Origin of the sequence: Ensifer sp. 2TAB8, from assembly GCF_052115125.1 — a bacterium.
Taxonomy (GTDB): domain Bacteria; phylum Pseudomonadota; class Alphaproteobacteria; order Rhizobiales; family Rhizobiaceae; genus Ensifer.
In genome coordinates, this window is record NZ_JBFRGB010000001.1 from 625,872 (window position 1) to 642,846 (window position 16,975).

Sequence of the window (16,975 nt, forward strand, 5' to 3'; positions counted from 1 at the left end):
CCTGGTGCGCCACGCATTCCGCGTGAACGCACGAAGATCATTCTAACACCCTGTGTCGGCGTCGGTCCTATCCGTTAAGCGGCAGCGTTGCCGCCGGCCTTGCGCACTGCCTCGGCAGCGCGCTCGATGCGTGCGAGACCCTCGCGCGCTTCCTCCGCCGTCACCGTCAGCGGCGGCAGCAGGCGCAATACGTTGTCGCCGGCCGGTACGGCCAGGAGCTTCTCGGCGCGGATTTCCTTCAGGAGATCGGCCGAGGGACCCTTCACCTTGATGCCCAGCATCAGGCCATCGCCGCGGATGTCCTCAATGACATCCGGGAAGCGGTCCTTCAGCGAGGCAAGGCCCTGGCGGAACACGAGCGCGACATCCCGCACATGGCCGAGGAAACCGTCCGCGAGGATGACGTCGAGCACGGCGTTGCCGACGGCCATGGCCAACGGGTTGCCGCCATAGGTGGAGCCATGCGTGCCAGCCACCATGCCGGCAGCCGCTTCTTCCGTCGCAAGGCAAGCGCCGAGCGGGAAACCGCCGCCGATGCCCTTGGCCACGGCCATGATATCCGGGCGGATACCCCACCATTCATGGGCGAACAGCTTGCCGGTACGGCCGACGCCGGTCTGAACCTCGTCAAGGATCAGGAGCAGGCCGAACTCGTCGCAGAGCGCGCGCAATTCCTGCATGAACTCCTTGGTCGCCGGACGGATGCCGCCCTCGCCCTGGATCGGTTCGATCAGGATCGCAGCGGTCTCCTCGGTGATCGCATTCTTGACGGCTGCGATGTCACCAAACGGAACCTGGTAGAACCCCGGCGCCTTCGGCCCGAAACCTTCGATGTATTTCTGTTGGCCGCCGGCGGCGATCGTCGCGATCGTGCGGCCGTGGAAGGCACCCTCGAAGGTGATGACGTGAAACTTCTCGGGCTGCCCCTTGGCGAAGTGATAGCGCCGCGCCGTCTTGATCGCGCATTCCAGCGCTTCCGCACCGGAATTGGTGAAGAAGACCCGATCGGCAAAGGTGACGGCCGCCAGGCGACGCCCAAGGCTTTCCTGGCCAGGAACCTCGTACAGGTTGGAAAGGTGCCAGACCTTCTCGGCCTGCGCCTTCAGTGCCTCGACGAGGTGCGGATGCGCATGACCAAGCGAGTTCACGGCAACGCCGGCAGCGAAGTCGAGGTAGCGCGAGCCATCTTCGGCAATCAGCCAGACGCCCTCTCCTCGCTCGAAACGCAACGGCGCGCGCATGTAGGTGTCATAAAGCGGCGTGGTTGCAGTCATGCGAGGCTCTCCTTACTCCAGTCGACATCGATCCCGCGGCTTCGTGCGACCCGATAAAAATCAAAAATGCCGCCTTGCGGCGGCGCAGGCACTATTCCCATTTCGCACTGCAATGTCAACAAAACCAAGCCTTGCAGCGCGATGACAAGGCCCGTTTCCCTGCGGCGAAAAAATCAGTCGGAAGGGCTTGCAAAAATGCAACGCTGATCGAGCAAGTTGGGGAAAACTACGAATTCGATTCGGCTCGATTCCCCGGACTCTTGCCACGGAGTCCGACGGTCAGTACGTTAACATTCAATTACTAGACGCATGCGGCGGACCTAGTCACCAAAAGAGTTATCGCGTTTGCAACCTCGGGGTTCAGCCGGGGTGCGGTGAGGGATTCTGCCATCCCCAACGCTGAGAACGGAGAGTGCAGAGATGAACTGGACTGACGAGCGGGTGGAGAAACTGAAGAAGCTTTGGTCCGAGGGCCTGAGCGCTAGCCAGATCGCGGCACAGCTCGGCGGTGTCAGCCGTAACGCTGTCATCGGCAAGGTTCATCGCCTGAGCCTCCCGGGACGCGCCAAGGCTGGCGGCAGCACCACCGCTGCGGCCCGTCCGAAGCGGCCGACCTCGGCCCCGCGCGCACCGAACTACGCCGCGCGCGTTGCGACCCGCACCGTTGCCCGTCCGTCCGGCGCCACGGTTCTCAAGGAAGAGATCGAAGTCGATCTCGTGGCCGAGCAGGATTTCAGCATCAGCACCGACGTGGTCGTGCCGATGTCGCGCCGCCTCGAGCTGACCCAGCTCACCGAGCGCACCTGCAAGTGGCCGATCGGCGACCCGCTGAAGGAAGAGTTTCACTTCTGCGGCAATGACTCGCCGGAGTCCTCGCCCTATTGCAGCTTCCATGCACGGCTTGCTTACCAGCCCTCGGCCGAGCGTCGACGGATGCGCTAAGGCGCCGCACGGGAACAAAAGGAAAAGGGGCCGATCGGCCCCTTTTTTATTGGCTTCAATTTGCCATTCTCAGCTTTCGAGCGAGTATCCGGCGCCGCGGACCGTGCGAATGACGTCGGGCATGGTCGAGAAGTTCAACGCCTTGCGCAGGCGGCCGACATGGACGTCGACGGTACGCTCATCGACATAGATGTCATGGCCCCAGACGCCGTCCAGGAGCTGCGAGCGCGAGAAGACGCGGCCCGGAGAGGACATCAGGAACTCCAGCAGGCGGAACTCCGTCGGCCCCAGGCGAACTTCGCGGCTACGGCGATGAACGCGATGGGTTTCCCGGTCGAGCTCGATATCGCCGCAGCGCAGCAACGTCGAGAGCACTTCAGGCTTCGCCCGGCGCAGCATCGCCTTGACGCGAGCCATCAGCTCCGGCGTCGAGAACGGCTTGACCACATAGTCGTCTGCCCCGGTCGCTAGACCACGAACGCGCTCGCTCTCTTCGCCGCGCGCCGTCAGCATGATGATCGGCAGTCGCTCCGTTTCCGGGCGTTGGCGCAGCCGACGGCACAGCTCGATGCCGGAGACGCCAGGCAGCATCCAGTCGAGGATGAGGAGATCGGGCAGACGTTCCTGAAGCCGGATCTCTGCCTCGTCACCCCTGAGGATCGTATCGACGTCGAAGCCTTCCGCTTCCAGATTGTAACGCAGCAGGACGCTCAGCGCCTCTTCGTCCTCGACCACGGCGATTTTTGGCAACATCAGGTAACCACTCCTTACCGTGAGCGCCGTGCGGGTCCAGTGGACCGACCGGCGCTCAGACACTCTAAATCTGGAGCACAACCGCCGTTTTCAAAGGCGGTGCGAAAGCCGCGTGCTTCAGATACAGGAATTCGGGGCCGCGACCGAAGCCGCGACCGGATGATATTCATGGGGCATGCATTGCGAACGCGCGTTCGGCGCTAGAAGGGATGGGGAAGAGTATATGTAACTCCCCTCGTCCCGCTCTAACCTAGTCGTTGACCGAGCCCAACGTCGACGTGTTGTCATCCTTCGGACGCTCGCCTTCCGRCTGGGCACCCGTAGCCATGTAGTAGATCGTCTCGGCGATGTTGGTCGCGTGGTCACCGATACGCTCGATGTTCTTGGCGCAGAACAGAAGATGTGTGCAGGGCGTGATGTTGCGCGGATCTTCCATCATGTAGGTCAGCAATTCGCGGAACAGCGAGGTGTAGATCGCATCGATCTCCTCGTCGCGCTCACGGATGCTGTTGGCCTTTTCCGGCGAGCGCGAGGCATACACGTCGAGCACTTCCTTGAGCTGCACCAGCGCGAGCTCGGCGAGGTGCTCGAGACCGCGGGCGAGCTTGCGCGGGATGCCGGAACCGGCAACCGCGATCACGCGCTTGGCGGTGTTCTTGCCGAGGTCGCCGACACGCTCCAGATCGGAGGCGATGCGGATCGACCCCATGATCTCGCGAAGGTCGGCGGCGACCGGCTGGCGCTTGGCGATCGTGACGATCGCCTTCTCGCCGATCTGGCGCTCGGCATCGTCGAGGACGGTGTCGTCCGAGATCACCTTCTGCGCGAGAGCCAGGTCGGAATTGACCAGGGCGCGAACGGATTCGGCGACCATCTGCTCTGCGAGACCGCCCATCTCCGAGATGCGGCGCGTCAGGTACTTCAGTTCTTCGTCATAGGCGGACATGATATGCATGGACATGATCGTCGATCCTTACAGGCGCTTTCCAGTTACTGTTGCAGCCTTATGCGGCCTCAGCCGAAGCGGCCCATGATGTAATCCTGGGTGCGCTGGTCATCCGGATTGGTGAACATCTTGTCGGTGTCGTTCTCCTCGACGAGATTGCCGAGGTGGAACATGGCGGTGCGCTGCGAAACGCGGGCGGCCTGCTGCATCGAGTGGGTCACGATGACGATCGTGAAGTTCGTGCGCAGTTCGTGAATGAGTTCTTCGACCTTGGCGGTCGCGATCGGGTCAAGCGCCGAGCAGGGCTCGTCCATCAGGATGACTTCGGGGCTGACGGCGACGGCACGGGCGATGCAGAGGCGCTGCTGCTGACCACCGGAAAGCCCGGTGCCGGGCTCCTGCAGGCGGTCCTTGACCTCGTTCCACAGACCGGCCTTCTGCAGGCTAGTCTCGACGATCTCGTCGAAATCCGCCTTGGTGCGGGCAAGTCCATGGATACGCGGACCGTAGGCCACGTTGTCGTAGATCGACTTCGGGAACGGGTTCGGCTTTTGGAAGACCATGCCGACGCGAGCGCGCAGTTCAACGACGTCGATGGTCGGATCGTAGATGTCGTCCTCATCGAGCGTGATCCTGCCGGTGACGCGGCAGTTCTCGATGGTGTCGTTCATGCGGTTCAGCGTGCGCAGGAAGGTCGACTTGCCGCAACCGGACGGGCCGATCAGCGCCGTCACCGTGTTTTCCCGGATGTTGAGGTTGACGTCGAAAAGCGCGCGCTTCTCGCCGTAATAGACCGACACATCCTTGCCGATCATCTTGTAGGGCACAGTGTTCATTTTCTGATCCAAGGCCTTCTCGACGGCTGCTTCTGACATGATGTTCATAGTAATTACCTCACTACCAACGGCGCTCAAAGCGACGTCGCAACAGAATGGCGCCAAGGTTCATGACGACGAGGAAGATGAGAAGGATGATGATCGCGCCAGAGGTGCGCTCGACGAAGGCGCGTTCCGCCTCGTTGGCCCACATGTAGATCTGCACCGGCAGCGCGGTCGACGGTTCCATCGGCGAACCGGGGAAATCGACCACGAAGGCGACCATGCCGATCAGGAGCAGCGGCGCGGTTTCGCCAAGCGCATGGGCGAGACCGATGATGGTGCCGGTCAGAATGCCCGGCATTGCCAGCGGCAGCACGTGGTGGAAGATGGTCTGCATCTTCGAGGCACCGAGGCCGAGTGCCGCCGAGCGGATCGACGGGGGAACCGCCTTCAAGGCCGCGCGGGTGGCGATGATGATCGTCGGCAGGGTCATCAGCGTCAGCACGAAACCGCCGACGACAGCTGCCGAGCGCGGCATGCCGGCAAAGTTGATGAAGACGGCGAGGCCCAGCAGACCGTAGACGATCGACGGAACTGCCGCGAGGTTGTTGATGTTAACCTCGATCAGGTCGGTAAGCCGGTTCTTCGGCGCGAACTCTTCGAGATAGATCGAGGCGGCGACGCCGATCGGCAGCGACAGCACGAGCACGATCAGCATCATGTAGAACGAGCCGAGGGCAGCAACGCCGACGCCTGCCGCTTCAGGACGGCTGGAGGCACCGAAGGTGAAGATGCCGGTGTTGAAGCTCTTCTTCAGGATGCCGGCGCTTGCAAGCTCGTTCATCCAGGTGACCTGCTGGTCCTTGACCTTGCGCTTGCTCTCGTCGACCTTGAGGTCGATCTGACCCTTGTTGGCGGAGTCGATATTGGCTTCAGCCAGGAGCGTGACCGGAACGGTCTTGCCGATGATGGATGGATCAGCCACGACCATATCGCGCAGCAGCGTACGGGAGCTCGCAGAGACCATGTCGGTCGCCTGCTTGACGAGCGGACGCTTGGTCGCGTCGATGCCGAGCTGCTTGACGAGCGCGTCGCGCACCAGCAGCGGATAGTTGGCAGTCATCAGAACCTTGCTGTCGGTCGTGCGTTCGCCGTTGGGGTCGATGACCTTTTCCGTGAACTCGATCGGCAGCGTGATCGTCGTCTGCTGGAATGCGGTGTAGCCGTTGGAAATGACGGTCCACAGCAGCAGCGCCAGGAAAAAGAGGCCGGTGCTGATTGCGGCGATGCCGTAGGCACGGAACCGGCGTTCGGCGGCATAGCGACGCTTGATGCCGATATCGCGCTTGGCGGATGCGGGACGGGCGGAGATCCGGACGGTCGGGGAAGCGATGTCGGTCATTCGTACTGTTCCCGGTATTTGCGCACGATGTAGAGCGCATAAATGTTGAGGCCGAGCGTGATGACGAAGAGCGTGATGCCCAGCGCGAAGGCCACCAGCGTCTGCGGCGAGGTGAACTCGAGGTCGCCTGTGAGCTGGTTGACGATCTTCACGGTCACCGTCGTCATCGGTTCAAACGGATTGATCTGCATGCGGGCCGCCACACCGGCCGCCAGCACCACGATCATGGTTTCGCCGACGGCGCGCGAGGCGGTCAGAAGCAGCGCGCCGACGATGCCCGGGAGGGCTGCTGGAAGGATAACCTTCTTGACCGTTTCCGAGCGGGTGGCGCCGAGACCGAGCGAGCCGTCACGCAGTGCACGCGGCACCTGGGTGATGATGTCGTCGGAGAGCGACGACACGAAGGGGATCAGCATGATGCCCATGACGATGCCGGCGGTGACAACGCTCTGCGCCTGGATGAAGTTCTGGTAGTTGCCGGTGGCAAGACCGTTCAGCTGCGCCGAGATGTCACGCAGGAACGGGCCCACAGTTACCAGCGCGAAGAAACCGTAGACGATGGTCGGAATGCCGGCCAGCACTTCGAGCAGCGGCTTTGCGGTGGAGCGCAGGCGCGGGCTTGCATATTCCGCCATGTAGATGGCTGCGAAAAGGCCGATCGGCACCGCGAAGAGCATGGCGACGAAGGCGATATAGAGCGTACCGGCGAGGAGCGGGATCAGGCCGAACTGACCGGAGGCCCCTCCACTGCCGGCAGCAGCGAAGCGCGGATCCCAGACCGTGCCGAAGAAGAACTCGAACGGCGAGACCATGGTGAAGAAACGGCCGGCTTCCGACAGCATCGACGCGACGATACCGACCGTCGTCAGGATGGCAATGGACGAGGCAACGATCAGCGAGCCGAGAATGACCCGCTCAACCTGGTTGCGCGCCCGGAAGCGGGTAGCGACGTTGCGAATGGCATAGATGCCGCCGGCAATCGCGATCAACAGAACGACCGCGGTCATCAGCCAGCGGTTGGCCGCGGTCAGCGCATTGAAGTGCTGGGCGACGGTGACCATGTAGGGCTCGCCTTCGCCGGCAAGGGCGACACCCTTGGATGCGAGCGTCGAGCGAAGATTGGCGGTACCGCCGTGGAGCGCCGCAAGTTCCTCGCCGCTCAAGCGCAGCAAGCCGCCGGCGACGGATTTGACCTGACCAAGCGCGAGCTGGACGGCCGCTGCGCCCTGGCTCTGGACGGTATCCGGCAGGGCCGCCCGCGTGCTTCCGTCGATATAGACGGGAGCAGCAATCAGCCACGCGCCGAGGACGAGCGCCGCCGGCAGCATCGCCCAGATGGCGACGTAGCTGCCGTGATAGCCCGGCAAGGAATGAAGGTTGGAGAGCTTGCCACCGGAGAGCGCAAGCGAACGCGCACGACCGGCAAAATAAGCAATGAAACCAATAACAACAATTAACAAAAGAAGGAGCGAAGTACTCATCGGCACGTCTCCCCGGCATCGCCCGTCATGGCCGCCGGCAAATCGAATGGAGGCATGCCCCGGCGCGAAAAACCGCGCCGGGGCTTGTCATTATCAGAGCATGTTGCCGGCTTCGAAAGCCTTGCGGATTTCTTCGCGCTCAGCGTCCGGAGCAGCAACCAGGCCGTATTCGGCGAGCGGGCTGTCCGGGCCGATCATCTGGTCGTTGATGAAGAACTCAACATATTCCTTGAGGCCCGGGATAACGCCGAGATGTGCCTTCTTGACGTAGAAGAACAGCGGGCGGGAAACCGGATATTCACCGGAAGCGATCGTTTCGGTCGACGGCACGATGCCGTTGACGGTTGCAACCTTCAGCTTGTCGGCGTTGTTTTCATAGAAGGACAGGCCGAAGACGCCGATGCCGTTCTTGTTGGCAGCGATACGGGCGAGCGTTTCGGTGTAGTCGCCGTCGATGTCGACAGCCAGACCGTCCTTGCGAACTGCGACGCACTTGCTGTGCTGCTGCTTTTCATCGGCAACGGCAGCCTTGATGACGTCAACGGCGCCAGCTTCCTTGCAGCCTGCAGCCAGGATCTTCTCTTCGAAGACTTCGCGGGTGCCGTGCTTTTCGCCCGGAATGAAGGCCGCGATTTCTACGTCCGGAAGCGCGGAGTTGACTTCCGACCACTTCTTGTAGGGGTTGGCAACGATCTTGCCGTCGACGACGACTTCGGAAGCCAGGGCCTTGTAGAGATCGATAGGCTTCAGGGCGAGGTCGGCATTGGCGGCGTCGGTCGCAAAGACGATGCCGTCATAGCCGATCTTGACTTCCTGGATCTCGGTGACGCCAGCGGCCTTGCAGGCCTCGACTTCGCTGTCCTTGATCTTGCGCGAGGAGTTGGCGATGTCGATGGTATCCGGGCCGACGCCCTTGCAGAATTCCTTCAGGCCGGCAGAGGAACCGCCAGATTCAACGACCGGGGTCTTGAAGTCGGGGAAGGTCTCGCCGAACGTCTCGGCGACGATCTTTGCGTAGGGAAGAACGGTCGAGGAGCCAGCGACCTGGACCTGATCGCGAGCGGCGGCTGCGCCGGCAAAAGCGACAGACGCGACCAGCGCCGCGACAGTGAATTTAAGAGCTTTCATAAAAGTTCTCCCAGAATGGGCTTGTGTTGGTGTGCGCCAAGCGTTGCAGCGCTCTTCGCCGTCTTATCGGCTGCCCCTAGTTAGCTGCCGATAGCCACATCTTTTATGTCAGTTTGACGAAACATTTATGACAGCTCATGTCATTGAAAATACCAAGGAAAAATGAACGATCCCGGCTTTTCTCGCGCCAATATGTCAGAACCGGACCGTAAAGGTCGTACCTTTGCCGATCTCTGAATGGATCAGCAGCCGGGCACGGTGCCGGGTGAGGATGTGTTTGACGATGGCAAGGCCCAATCCGGTGCCCTTCTTCGAACGGCTGGCCTCGACGTTGACCCGATAAAACCGCTCGGTAATGCGCGGCACGTGCTCGGCCGGGATGCCCGGCCCGTAGTCCTTCACGATCACTTCGGTCTGGGAACCCTCTTCACCGCCGCGCAAGATGACGTCGACCTTCTTGCCCTCCTGGCCGTACTTGCAGGCGTTCTCGATCAGGTTCTCGAATACCTCGGTGAGCTCATCGCGATCGCCCTGCACGATGACGGGCTTGTCTGGCACCACCAGCGATACGGTGACGTCGAGGTCCTTCGCCAGCGGCAGAAGGCTGTCGCGCACATGGCCAAGCAAGGGTGCGAGATCCACCGGATCTTCAGGCGCGATGTGCGAGCGCAATTCCAGCCGCGAGAGCGACAGGAGGTCATCGACGAGGCGGCTCATGCGGGTCGCCTGCTCGTGCATGATGCCGAAGAATTTCTCCTGCGCCTTCAGGTCGTTGCGCGCGGGACCCTGGAGGGTCTCGATGAAGCCGCGCAGCGATGCCAGCGGCGTGCGCAATTCGTGGCTGGCATTGGCGACGAAGTCGGAACGCATGCGGTCGATGCGGCGCGCCTGCGAGATGTCGCGAAAGGTGATGAGGAAAATGCGGCGCGTCCGTCCCTCCCCGCCGATCTCGGCGGGTGCGACGCGCACGACGTAGACGGCATCGGACGGCAGGCGCTCGGTGTGCTCGATCTGGTTGGCCTTGCCGGTCGCCATCGTCTCGCGGACCATGTCGAGAACACCCGGTGAGCGCACCCGGGCGGCCAGGTATGTGTTCGGCGGAATGGTGCCGAAGGCCTTCTCCGCGGCGATGTTCTGGAAAACCACCGTCTCGTCGGCGGCGACCACCAGCACCGGCATATCGAGCGCATTCAGCGCCGGCATGAGCGGATCGCTGGTCGGGCCGTCGACGGCCACGGACTTCGCCGGGCTCAAGATCACGGAGGCCGGCGCGCTGCGGTTGAGCAGCGCAGCGACCAGAACGATCCAGAAGGGAAGCACGATGAGGAAGTGGATACCGGCAAAGGTCGCCAGGATCGCCAAAAGCACGGTGAGGCCCAGAAGCCAGCGCTCTGCTTTCAGCCGCGGCACCAGGTCCCGCCAGAACGCTTTCGAACCGTCCACCTCGACATCCTCGTGAATCACTTTGTCTTCCTCCCGAACCAAAATGATCGAGGAATAGCGATCCTTCATGACATGATTTTCACGACCGGCTTGAATCCGCAACGCAATTGTGGCCTCCTCCAAGGAAATCGAGCCCTGAGCACCGCGTCTTTTCAACGCTGCCTGGGCCTGCAGAAGTTTGAAAACGCGCATGATCCTGCCGATGATCGAAGCCGGTTTTCGGGCCCGTGCGCCAAGCCGAAAGGGCGAGTACATGGCGTTAGCGGAGAGGACGGAAAAGCCTGAAAGCCGCGCAGTGGAACTGCACATCGGCGGCAAGAGCCGCATTTTCGACATCGACAATCCCGAGTTGCCGAAGTGGATCGACGACGAAGCGTTTTCGTCCGATGACTTTCCCTACAAGAAGAAGCTCGACGACGACGAATATCTCGAGACACTGGAGAAGCTTCAAATCGAGCTCGTCAAGGTTCAGCTCTGGCAGCAGAAGACCGGAAAACGCATCATCGCGCTATTCGAGGGCCGCGACGCAGCCGGCAAAGGCGGTGCGATCCAAGCGACCATGGGCAACCTGAACCCCCGCTGGGCGCGCATCGTGGCACTGACGAAGCCGACAGAGACCGAGCGCGGGCAATGGTATTTTCAGCGTTATGTCGCGACCATGCCGACGGCTGGGGAATTCGTGCTTTACGACCGCTCCTGGTACAATCGCGCCGGCGTCGAGCCAATCATGGGCTTCTGCACGCCCGAGGAGCACAAGCAGTTCCTGAAGCAGGCGCCGCGCTTCGAGAAGATGATCGTGCACGAGGGCATTCAGTTCTTCAAATTCTGGATCAATATCGGCCGAGAGATGCAGCTCAAGCGCTTCCACGATCGCTGCCACGATCCGCTGAAGATCTGGAAGCTCTCGCCGATGGACATCGCCGCCCTCAACAAATGGGACGACTACACGGCCAAGCGCGACGAGATGCTGAAGGCAACGCACACGGACCATGCGCCCTGGACCGTCGTGCGCGGCAACGACAAACGGCGCGCGCGCCTCAATCTCATCCGCCACATCCTCTCCACGCTCGATTATGACGGCAAGGACAAGGGCGCGATCGGTGAGATTGACGACAAGATCATCGGGTCCGGCCCTGGTTTCCTGAAATAACGCCAAGGCGATAGCGGCGGAGAGCGACGGCCCCGACGAGCCGCCGCTATGGCCGCCCGGCTGGCGCTCGGATGTTTAGGAACGCCGAGGCGGTCGAGCGGGGCCTTATTGGCCCGGAAGGACGCGGATGGCGTAGAGGTTGAGGCTCTTGCCCTCGCCGCTGATATCGCTGTTGATCACGATCCGGCCGGCGGAGTTCGGCGCGAGACTGCGATCGAAGGTGATCTTGAACAGCATGTCGAGCCGCTCGTCGTGGACGGTGAAGCGATGACGGCCGCATTCGCCGAGCGAAGAGAAATTGCACTCGACAGCAAACTCGGTCGTCTTGCCGGGCTGCGCCTGCACCGTCAGCGCCATGGTCGAGGTTTTTCCGGAAAGCTGCGCCAGGACCGTCGCCGGGATCTCGATGGTGATGTCGCCTTCCGTTTCGGCGACCGAAGACGTCAGCTGGATGCGCTTGCCACCGTCGTCGTCCACCGGCTCAGCCTTGGCGCGCGCGCCGGCTGCGATGGCAGACGTGTTTGCGGGCGCGAAAACCTCCACCCAGTCACCGGTGAAGCCCTGCTGGGCGCCGAGCGTTTGCAGTCCGGCGGCACCGTCGAAATCTTCAGAAGCCACCGATGCCGGCGGGTTGGCGACATTGGTGTCGCGTTCGGCCGCGGATTTCAGGAGATCATTGGTCTGCACCCACCAGGCAGCGGCACCGGCCGCGGCGACCAGGGTGACGACGACCATGGTGAAAGACAGGAAACGGCTGCGCTTGCGGCGGCGCTTGCGATCCGTATCCCCGCGAACCTCGGGCGCGGCGGCAGCTGCCTCTGCGCCCCGTGCCGCCGTATCCGCGGCCGCACGGGTCGAGACAACCGGGCCGTCACGATCGGCGCGAAGGCCACCGAGCCCGCCATCATTGCCTGCGGAACGGGACGCATCGGCGGCGAAACCCGGCTCGCGGCGGTCTGCCGCCGGCGACTGCGGTTGGACCTGAGGCCTGGACTGCGGTTGAGATTGCGGCTCGACACGCCCCTGCTCCGGTTCACGAGCGCGGACGGCGGCGTCGACACTAGCGACAGGAGGGGTGACGGGAGGCGCGGGCTGTCGCGCCCTCAGGGCCGCTCGCTCCTCGGTTTCGATGGCATGGATTACCCCCTCCAGCCGGTGGCGCTGCTGGGCGATGACGTTGACGTCCTCAATTCCCTGCTTCTGCAGCCCGGCTTCCAGTGCCTGGCGGGCCGACTGGTAGATGCGCGCCCGTGTTTCCGCGCTGGCGCGGTCGGAGCGCTCAAGTGCATTTCTGATCGCAGTCTCAAGTCCGCTCACATCAAGTCCTCTGTGTAGGCAGGGCTTTGGGCCTGCCGGCGCGCTCTAGCCGCTACTTCCTCGATCTGTCTCCAGGGGCCTAACGGTTAAATCTGGAGGCACGCCGTTGGTTTTGTTAACAATTGCGTAACTGCTGCTTTCGGAATCTGCAAGTCCGGCGGTCCAGTCGACCGGCCAAGCCCGGGGAAAACGCGACAACTTCGCGGGCATCGTGCAGGATAAGCCCGCGTCGCCGGCGCGAAAACCACCTCTTTGCAAGCAATGAACTTGCTGCTATCTATTTTGACGTTTACGCAAACGTCAAAATTTGATGCGCCACGAGGGATGGAGAAAACGATGCCGCTTCCGCCAATTCTTTCCGGAACGACGAGACTGCCAGTCGTCGGCGCGCCTTTGTTCATCATCTCCAATCCGCAATTGACGATCGCCCAATGCAAGGCCGGCGTGATCGGGGCCTTTCCGGCGCTGAACGCACGCCCGCAATCGCAACTCGACGAATGGCTCGCCGAGATCACCGAGACGCTCGCCGATCACGATGCCCGGAACCCGGGCCGGCGCGCAGCACCCTTCGCCGTGAACCAGATCGTGCACAAGTCGAACGCGCGCCTCGAGCAGGACCTGATGCTCTGCATCAAATACAAGGTCCCGGTCGTCATTTCCTCGCTCGGCGCCGTGCCCGAGGTCAATGCCGCGATCCATTCCTATGGCGGTATCGTGCTGCATGACGTCATCAACAACCGCCACGCCAATTCGGCGATCCGCAAGGGCGCCGATGGCCTGATCGCGGTTGCCGCCGGCGCCGGCGGCCATGCCGGCACGCTCTCCCCCTTCGCCCTCATCCAGGAAATCCGTTCCTGGTTCGACGGGCCGCTGCTGCTTTCCGGCGCGATCGCCACCGGCGGCGCCATTTTGGCCGCCCAGGCTATGGGCGCCGACATGGCCTATATCGGCTCGCCGTTCATCGCGACCGAGGAGGCGCGCGCCAGTGACGCCTACAAGCAGATGATCGTCGACAGCAATGCCGGCGACATCGTCTACTCCAACTATTTCACCGGCATTCACGGCAACTACCTGAAGCCCTCGATCGCTGCGGCCGGCATGGATCCGGACAATCTGCCCGAGGCCGACCCGTCAAAGATGGACTTCGGCGCGGCAACCGAAGGCGCCAAAGCCTGGAAGGATATCTGGGGCTGCGGCCAGGGCATCGGCGCAGTCAAGGAAGTGACCTCCGTCGCCCGTCTGGTCGACCGGCTCGAGCGCGAATACGACGCGGCCCGCACCCGCCTCGGCCTGAACGCCATGCCCATCGCGGCAACCAACAAGGAATTTTCAAGTTCTCGAAACTGATGGCTTGAAATCTTGGCGCTTTGCGTTTATCAGCGCCTCACATTTGTTCCGCTGACGTCCGCGGAACTGCCTCCGGGCCGCTTTAGCTCAGTCGGTAGAGCACATCATTCGTAATGATGGGGTCACGTGTTCGAGTCACGTAAGCGGCACCATTCTTCTCAAAGACTTAGCCGACAGATCAACCCGATTTTCCGACGCAACCCGGCGTCGGGGTAACACTCTGGGTAACAGAAACGAAAAAGCCCGCTCGATTTGATCAGCGGGCTCAACGTGAGAATCAGCGGCAGAGGCGAATCAAGCGGCGGCGCCGATGGAGTCCAGCGCCCGCTCCAGAGACCTGTCATCGTCACCCAAGTAGGATCGCCCGCCGTTGTAGGCATTTACGATCCAGCGAGCCTTATGGGCCGCATCGCTCAGTGTCTGAGGCACAAAGCCCAGTATGGCCTCTTCAATATGCCTCACTGCTTGGCTGGTCCCCCGGGCCGCATCCAAGGCATCTGTATAGCCGCAAGCTGCCTCGGCAGCCTGACGCTCCTCAATCACGCTGTGGAATTCTTCTAATTTAGCCTGCAATCTCACCTGGTAGCTATGCCGGATGCGCTCATCGGCGCTCGCCCATTTCGGCGAACCCGACAATAAAGGGGTCATATGCCGTTCAAAATACTCGCGGATCTCTCCTTCAGAGCCTGCGTAAATGGGCTCGGTCACCTTGTCACCATTACTGTCTCTACCGACGATTAAACGGCCGACCTCAACCCGCGCCGCTGGGCGCGCCAGCATTATTGGGGATTCGTCGGCGTCGCCGACCGCGTTCCAGGCCCTATCGTCAATCCGGTAAGCCTCCTCGTGACGCTCGAACAGTTCGCGCAAGCCCGGCGACGATTTCGCCGAAACAATGCAGCCTCTTACTACAGATTTCTCCTCCATCACGCATCCCTCCCTTCGGCAGTACCAGCCAGCGGCTCGTTCTTTTGCTCTCCATTGTCGGCGGCCGCGGCACCTTCGCTCTCGAAATAGGCGAGCGCGGCCTTGAGCATCGAAAGTGACAGGGGAAGGCCCTTGAACTGCCTCTCTTCTTCGAGGGCCAGGCGGAGCGCGGCCATGGCCCCTTCTCGCGTCTGCGCCGGCTGTTCCCAATCAGTGAGAACATCGAGGGGAGGACCATAGGTCCGGTCTATCGTCTCGTCGTCTTCACCGGGGGCTGAGTTGTAAGCCGCCAGGCCATCGCGATAGGCCTCGATGGCATCTTGAATGGGATCCCGCGCTGAATCTGTGCGCAGGTTGAGCGCTTCGAGATGTATCCGCGCCAACGAAGCGACGCTGGCTAGTACCGCGGGCTCTCCTGCGACCGGCAACTGGGTTTTGCTCATCATAGGCCTTCTCCTTAGTAACGTTTTTCGTTAAGGTTAACTTAATTCGTTTTCTGGTATTGTCAAACGTTTTCCGTTATACGTGATGAAAATGGTTACAGGAGCGAACGTGATCCCAGCACAGTGCAGAGCAGCAAGGGCTCTGGTGAATCTCTCTCAGGAGGAACTTGCGAAATTAGCGAGAGTCGGCCTCTCAACGGTGCGTAACTTCGAGGCTGGCCGGTCAACCCCGGTGCAAAACAACTTAGAAGCTATCAGACGAGTGCTGGAGGCAGCCGGCGTCATCTTCCAGGCCGAGGGTGAGACCCTGGCAGGCGGGCCTGGCGTCCGGCTAGGTACCAACTCATCAAGTCCCGGTGGTTAATGGGGCTCGCAATCGATTTTTGGTTATGTTGCATGCCTTCCTCCATGGAGCGGCATTTGCTTCAGGCGCTTGGTGACGTCTACTCCGCGGGCAGACGTATCGTTTCCGGAAGACTAAGTTCCACAGGCGCCGGCTTGTTTTGAGCCACCTGCGAAGCGCGACCACCCCTGAATCTGATAGTTGACGCTTGCTGATGACGCGATAACGTCGCGGTATCTCCGTCCAACAGTCGGAGACTTGCAAATGAACTCGTGGAGGCAACGGACTACGACCTTCCCTGGCATCGAAGAACAGGTTCAAGAGCGGTTTGAGGAGTTGTTCATGGCGTTGGGTGCACCCGAGGATATGGCGCTCTTCTGCCGGAGCACACCCGATTTTCAGAGCGAGATTTTTCTGCTGTCGCCCGCCGCTTCGAGGCTTGCCTCGGCGCTTGGAGGAAATTGGGAAGACGTCGATCCGTTTGATCGGAGTTGGCAACTGCTTGTGGCCAGCGGAGATCCGGAAAAGCGGTTTGGCATCCGACTGGGAATATCCGAATGATCATGGGCGAGGACGGCACGATGTCACTGACCACCGCCTTCGTCTCCGAACTCGTTTGGGCTGCCAACCAGGTTGATCACCTAACCATGTTCGAGAAACGCCGGCTGCTTGAACGGGCCGTTGCGACCATCCGTGAGATGCGCCAGCAAGTCGGAATGGCGGCGAGCAAGACCGAACCAGATCCAGTGATCGATCTTCAAACGACCGCGGCGGGGATCGAAAGGCTGACTGGCGACGACGTCCGAGCGGCGCTCCTTGACGCGGCAAACATGATCCGGACGTTGCGAATTATCCTGGACGACTGAAGCTCAGAGATTAGGTTCCTACCCCACAAACCTTCGTCTTCCCATTCAGTGGCCGCACGCCCTCAACGACGGATGCCGCATGCGCCTGGAGCAGTTCGCGCGACACCTTCGCATTGAAGCCGGTTCCGACGCTGCGGACATAGACCACCGCCCCTTTTTCGCAGCAAGAAGCAGACAGCGCCTCCTCTCTCTCAATGACGGCCTCGTAGCCCATTCGTACTTCACCTTTCCCCACTCCGGCCGGCGACCGGATACGGATTGTCGCGCCGCTTGCAGACCCCCTTCGATGTAGCTCGCCGCGATTTTCCGGAATTTTGACACCCAAAATCGGAAAAACGAGAATTCCGCTCAACATGTCAAAGTTAATTTCCAATGCGCCTACAACGGCGCATAAA

18 protein-coding genes and 1 tRNA gene are annotated in these 16,975 nt (G+C 61.5%); 7 read left to right on the plus strand and 12 right to left on the minus strand.

The annotated features are described in order from the left end of the window. Positions 1-74: 74 nt before the first annotated feature. Complete coding sequence (locus AB4Z53_RS03080; RefSeq protein ID WP_441594596.1) at positions 75-1,274, minus strand: aspartate aminotransferase family protein; 1,200 nt, start codon at positions 1,272-1,274, stop codon at positions 75-77. 420 nt (positions 1,275-1,694) lie between these two features. Here AB4Z53_RS03080 and AB4Z53_RS03085 point away from each other — a divergent pair, with 420 nt between their 5' ends. Then, the gene (locus tag AB4Z53_RS03085; protein ID WP_113536536.1) at positions 1,695-2,216 is read left to right on the plus strand and encodes a GcrA family cell cycle regulator; all 522 of its coding nucleotides are present in this window, start codon (positions 1,695-1,697) and stop codon (positions 2,214-2,216) included. A gap of 69 nt (positions 2,217-2,285) precedes the next feature. Here the strand turns inward: AB4Z53_RS03085 and phoB are convergent, their stop codons facing one another. From phoB to phoR, 7 genes are all read right to left on the minus strand, one after another. Next, positions 2,286-2,969: a phosphate regulon transcriptional regulator PhoB gene (phoB, locus tag AB4Z53_RS03090; protein WP_057248102.1), complete on the minus strand. Its 684-nt coding sequence runs from the start codon at positions 2,967-2,969 to the stop codon at positions 2,286-2,288. A 250-nt stretch (positions 2,970-3,219) separates the two neighbouring features. Continuing rightward, the gene (gene phoU, locus AB4Z53_RS03095) at positions 3,220-3,933 is read right to left on the minus strand and encodes a phosphate signaling complex protein PhoU (RefSeq protein ID WP_441595220.1); all 714 of its coding nucleotides are present in this window, start codon (positions 3,931-3,933) and stop codon (positions 3,220-3,222) included. 50 nt (positions 3,934-3,983) lie between these two features. Beyond that, positions 3,984-4,799 (minus strand): phosphate ABC transporter ATP-binding protein PstB, encoded by an 816-nt coding sequence (gene pstB, locus AB4Z53_RS03100; protein WP_113536537.1) that lies wholly within the window; start codon positions 4,797-4,799, stop codon positions 3,984-3,986. Between the two features lie 13 nt (positions 4,800-4,812). Beyond that, entirely contained in the window at positions 4,813-6,135 is a 1,323-nt protein-coding gene (gene pstA, locus AB4Z53_RS03105; RefSeq protein ID WP_113536538.1) for a phosphate ABC transporter permease PstA, read from the minus strand. Further along, positions 6,132-7,616: a phosphate ABC transporter permease subunit PstC gene (gene pstC / locus AB4Z53_RS03110; protein ID WP_113536539.1), complete on the minus strand. Its 1,485-nt coding sequence runs from the start codon at positions 7,614-7,616 to the stop codon at positions 6,132-6,134. Before pstC ends, pstA begins: the two co-directional genes overlap by 4 nt. 93 nt (positions 7,617-7,709) lie before the next feature. Then, complete coding sequence (locus AB4Z53_RS03115; RefSeq protein WP_441594599.1) at positions 7,710-8,744, minus strand: substrate-binding domain-containing protein; 1,035 nt, start codon at positions 8,742-8,744, stop codon at positions 7,710-7,712. 195 nt (positions 8,745-8,939) lie between these two features. Further along, positions 8,940-10,208: a phosphate regulon sensor histidine kinase PhoR gene (gene phoR / locus AB4Z53_RS03120; protein WP_441594601.1), complete on the minus strand. Its 1,269-nt coding sequence runs from the start codon at positions 10,206-10,208 to the stop codon at positions 8,940-8,942. A gap of 232 nt (positions 10,209-10,440) precedes the next feature. Between phoR and ppk2 the strand changes: the two genes are divergently transcribed. Continuing rightward, entirely contained in the window at positions 10,441-11,337 is an 897-nt protein-coding gene (gene ppk2, locus AB4Z53_RS03125; protein ID WP_113536764.1) for a polyphosphate kinase 2, read from the plus strand. Between the two features lie 105 nt (positions 11,338-11,442). Here the strand turns inward: ppk2 and AB4Z53_RS03130 are convergent, their stop codons facing one another. Next, on the minus strand, positions 11,443-12,654 hold the full coding sequence (locus AB4Z53_RS03130) for a biotin transporter BioY (protein WP_441594603.1): 1,212 nt from the start codon (positions 12,652-12,654) through the stop codon (positions 11,443-11,445). 336 nt (positions 12,655-12,990) lie between these two features. Between AB4Z53_RS03130 and AB4Z53_RS03135 the strand changes: the two genes are divergently transcribed. Together AB4Z53_RS03135 and AB4Z53_RS03140 are read left to right on the plus strand one after the other, a co-directional pair. Further along, positions 12,991-14,001: an NAD(P)H-dependent flavin oxidoreductase gene (locus tag AB4Z53_RS03135; RefSeq protein ID WP_113536542.1), complete on the plus strand. Its 1,011-nt coding sequence runs from the start codon at positions 12,991-12,993 to the stop codon at positions 13,999-14,001. Between the two features lie 76 nt (positions 14,002-14,077). Beyond that, positions 14,078-14,153, plus strand: a tRNA-Thr gene (locus tag AB4Z53_RS03140). Positions 14,154-14,295: 142 nt separating this feature from the next. Here the strand turns inward: AB4Z53_RS03140 and AB4Z53_RS03145 are convergent. Together AB4Z53_RS03145 and AB4Z53_RS03150 are read right to left on the minus strand one after the other, a co-directional pair. Then, the gene (locus tag AB4Z53_RS03145; RefSeq protein ID WP_441594605.1) at positions 14,296-14,931 is read right to left on the minus strand and encodes a hypothetical protein; all 636 of its coding nucleotides are present in this window, start codon (positions 14,929-14,931) and stop codon (positions 14,296-14,298) included. After that, complete coding sequence (locus AB4Z53_RS03150) at positions 14,928-15,374, minus strand: hypothetical protein (protein WP_441594607.1); 447 nt, start codon at positions 15,372-15,374, stop codon at positions 14,928-14,930. The genes AB4Z53_RS03145 and AB4Z53_RS03150 overlap by 4 nt, the downstream gene beginning before the upstream one ends. A gap of 88 nt (positions 15,375-15,462) precedes the next feature. On the opposite strand from AB4Z53_RS03150, the gene AB4Z53_RS03155 reads away from it, so the two are divergent. From AB4Z53_RS03155 to AB4Z53_RS03165, 3 genes are all read left to right on the plus strand, one after another. Beyond that, positions 15,463-15,735 (plus strand): helix-turn-helix domain-containing protein, encoded by a 273-nt coding sequence (locus tag AB4Z53_RS03155; protein ID WP_441595221.1) that lies wholly within the window; start codon positions 15,463-15,465, stop codon positions 15,733-15,735. 321 nt (positions 15,736-16,056) lie between these two features. Then, positions 16,057-16,275 (plus strand): hypothetical protein, encoded by a 219-nt coding sequence (locus AB4Z53_RS03160; protein ID WP_441594609.1) that lies wholly within the window; start codon positions 16,057-16,059, stop codon positions 16,273-16,275. Further along, positions 16,272-16,580, plus strand: a complete 309-nt coding sequence (locus AB4Z53_RS03165) for a hypothetical protein (protein WP_441594610.1) — start codon at positions 16,272-16,274, stop codon at positions 16,578-16,580. Before AB4Z53_RS03160 ends, AB4Z53_RS03165 begins: the two co-directional genes overlap by 4 nt. 10 nt (positions 16,581-16,590) lie before the next feature. Here the strand turns inward: AB4Z53_RS03165 and AB4Z53_RS03170 are convergent, their stop codons facing one another. Next, positions 16,591-16,935, minus strand: a complete 345-nt coding sequence (locus AB4Z53_RS03170) for a hypothetical protein (protein ID WP_441594612.1) — start codon at positions 16,933-16,935, stop codon at positions 16,591-16,593. Positions 16,936-16,975: the final 40 nt, after the last annotated feature.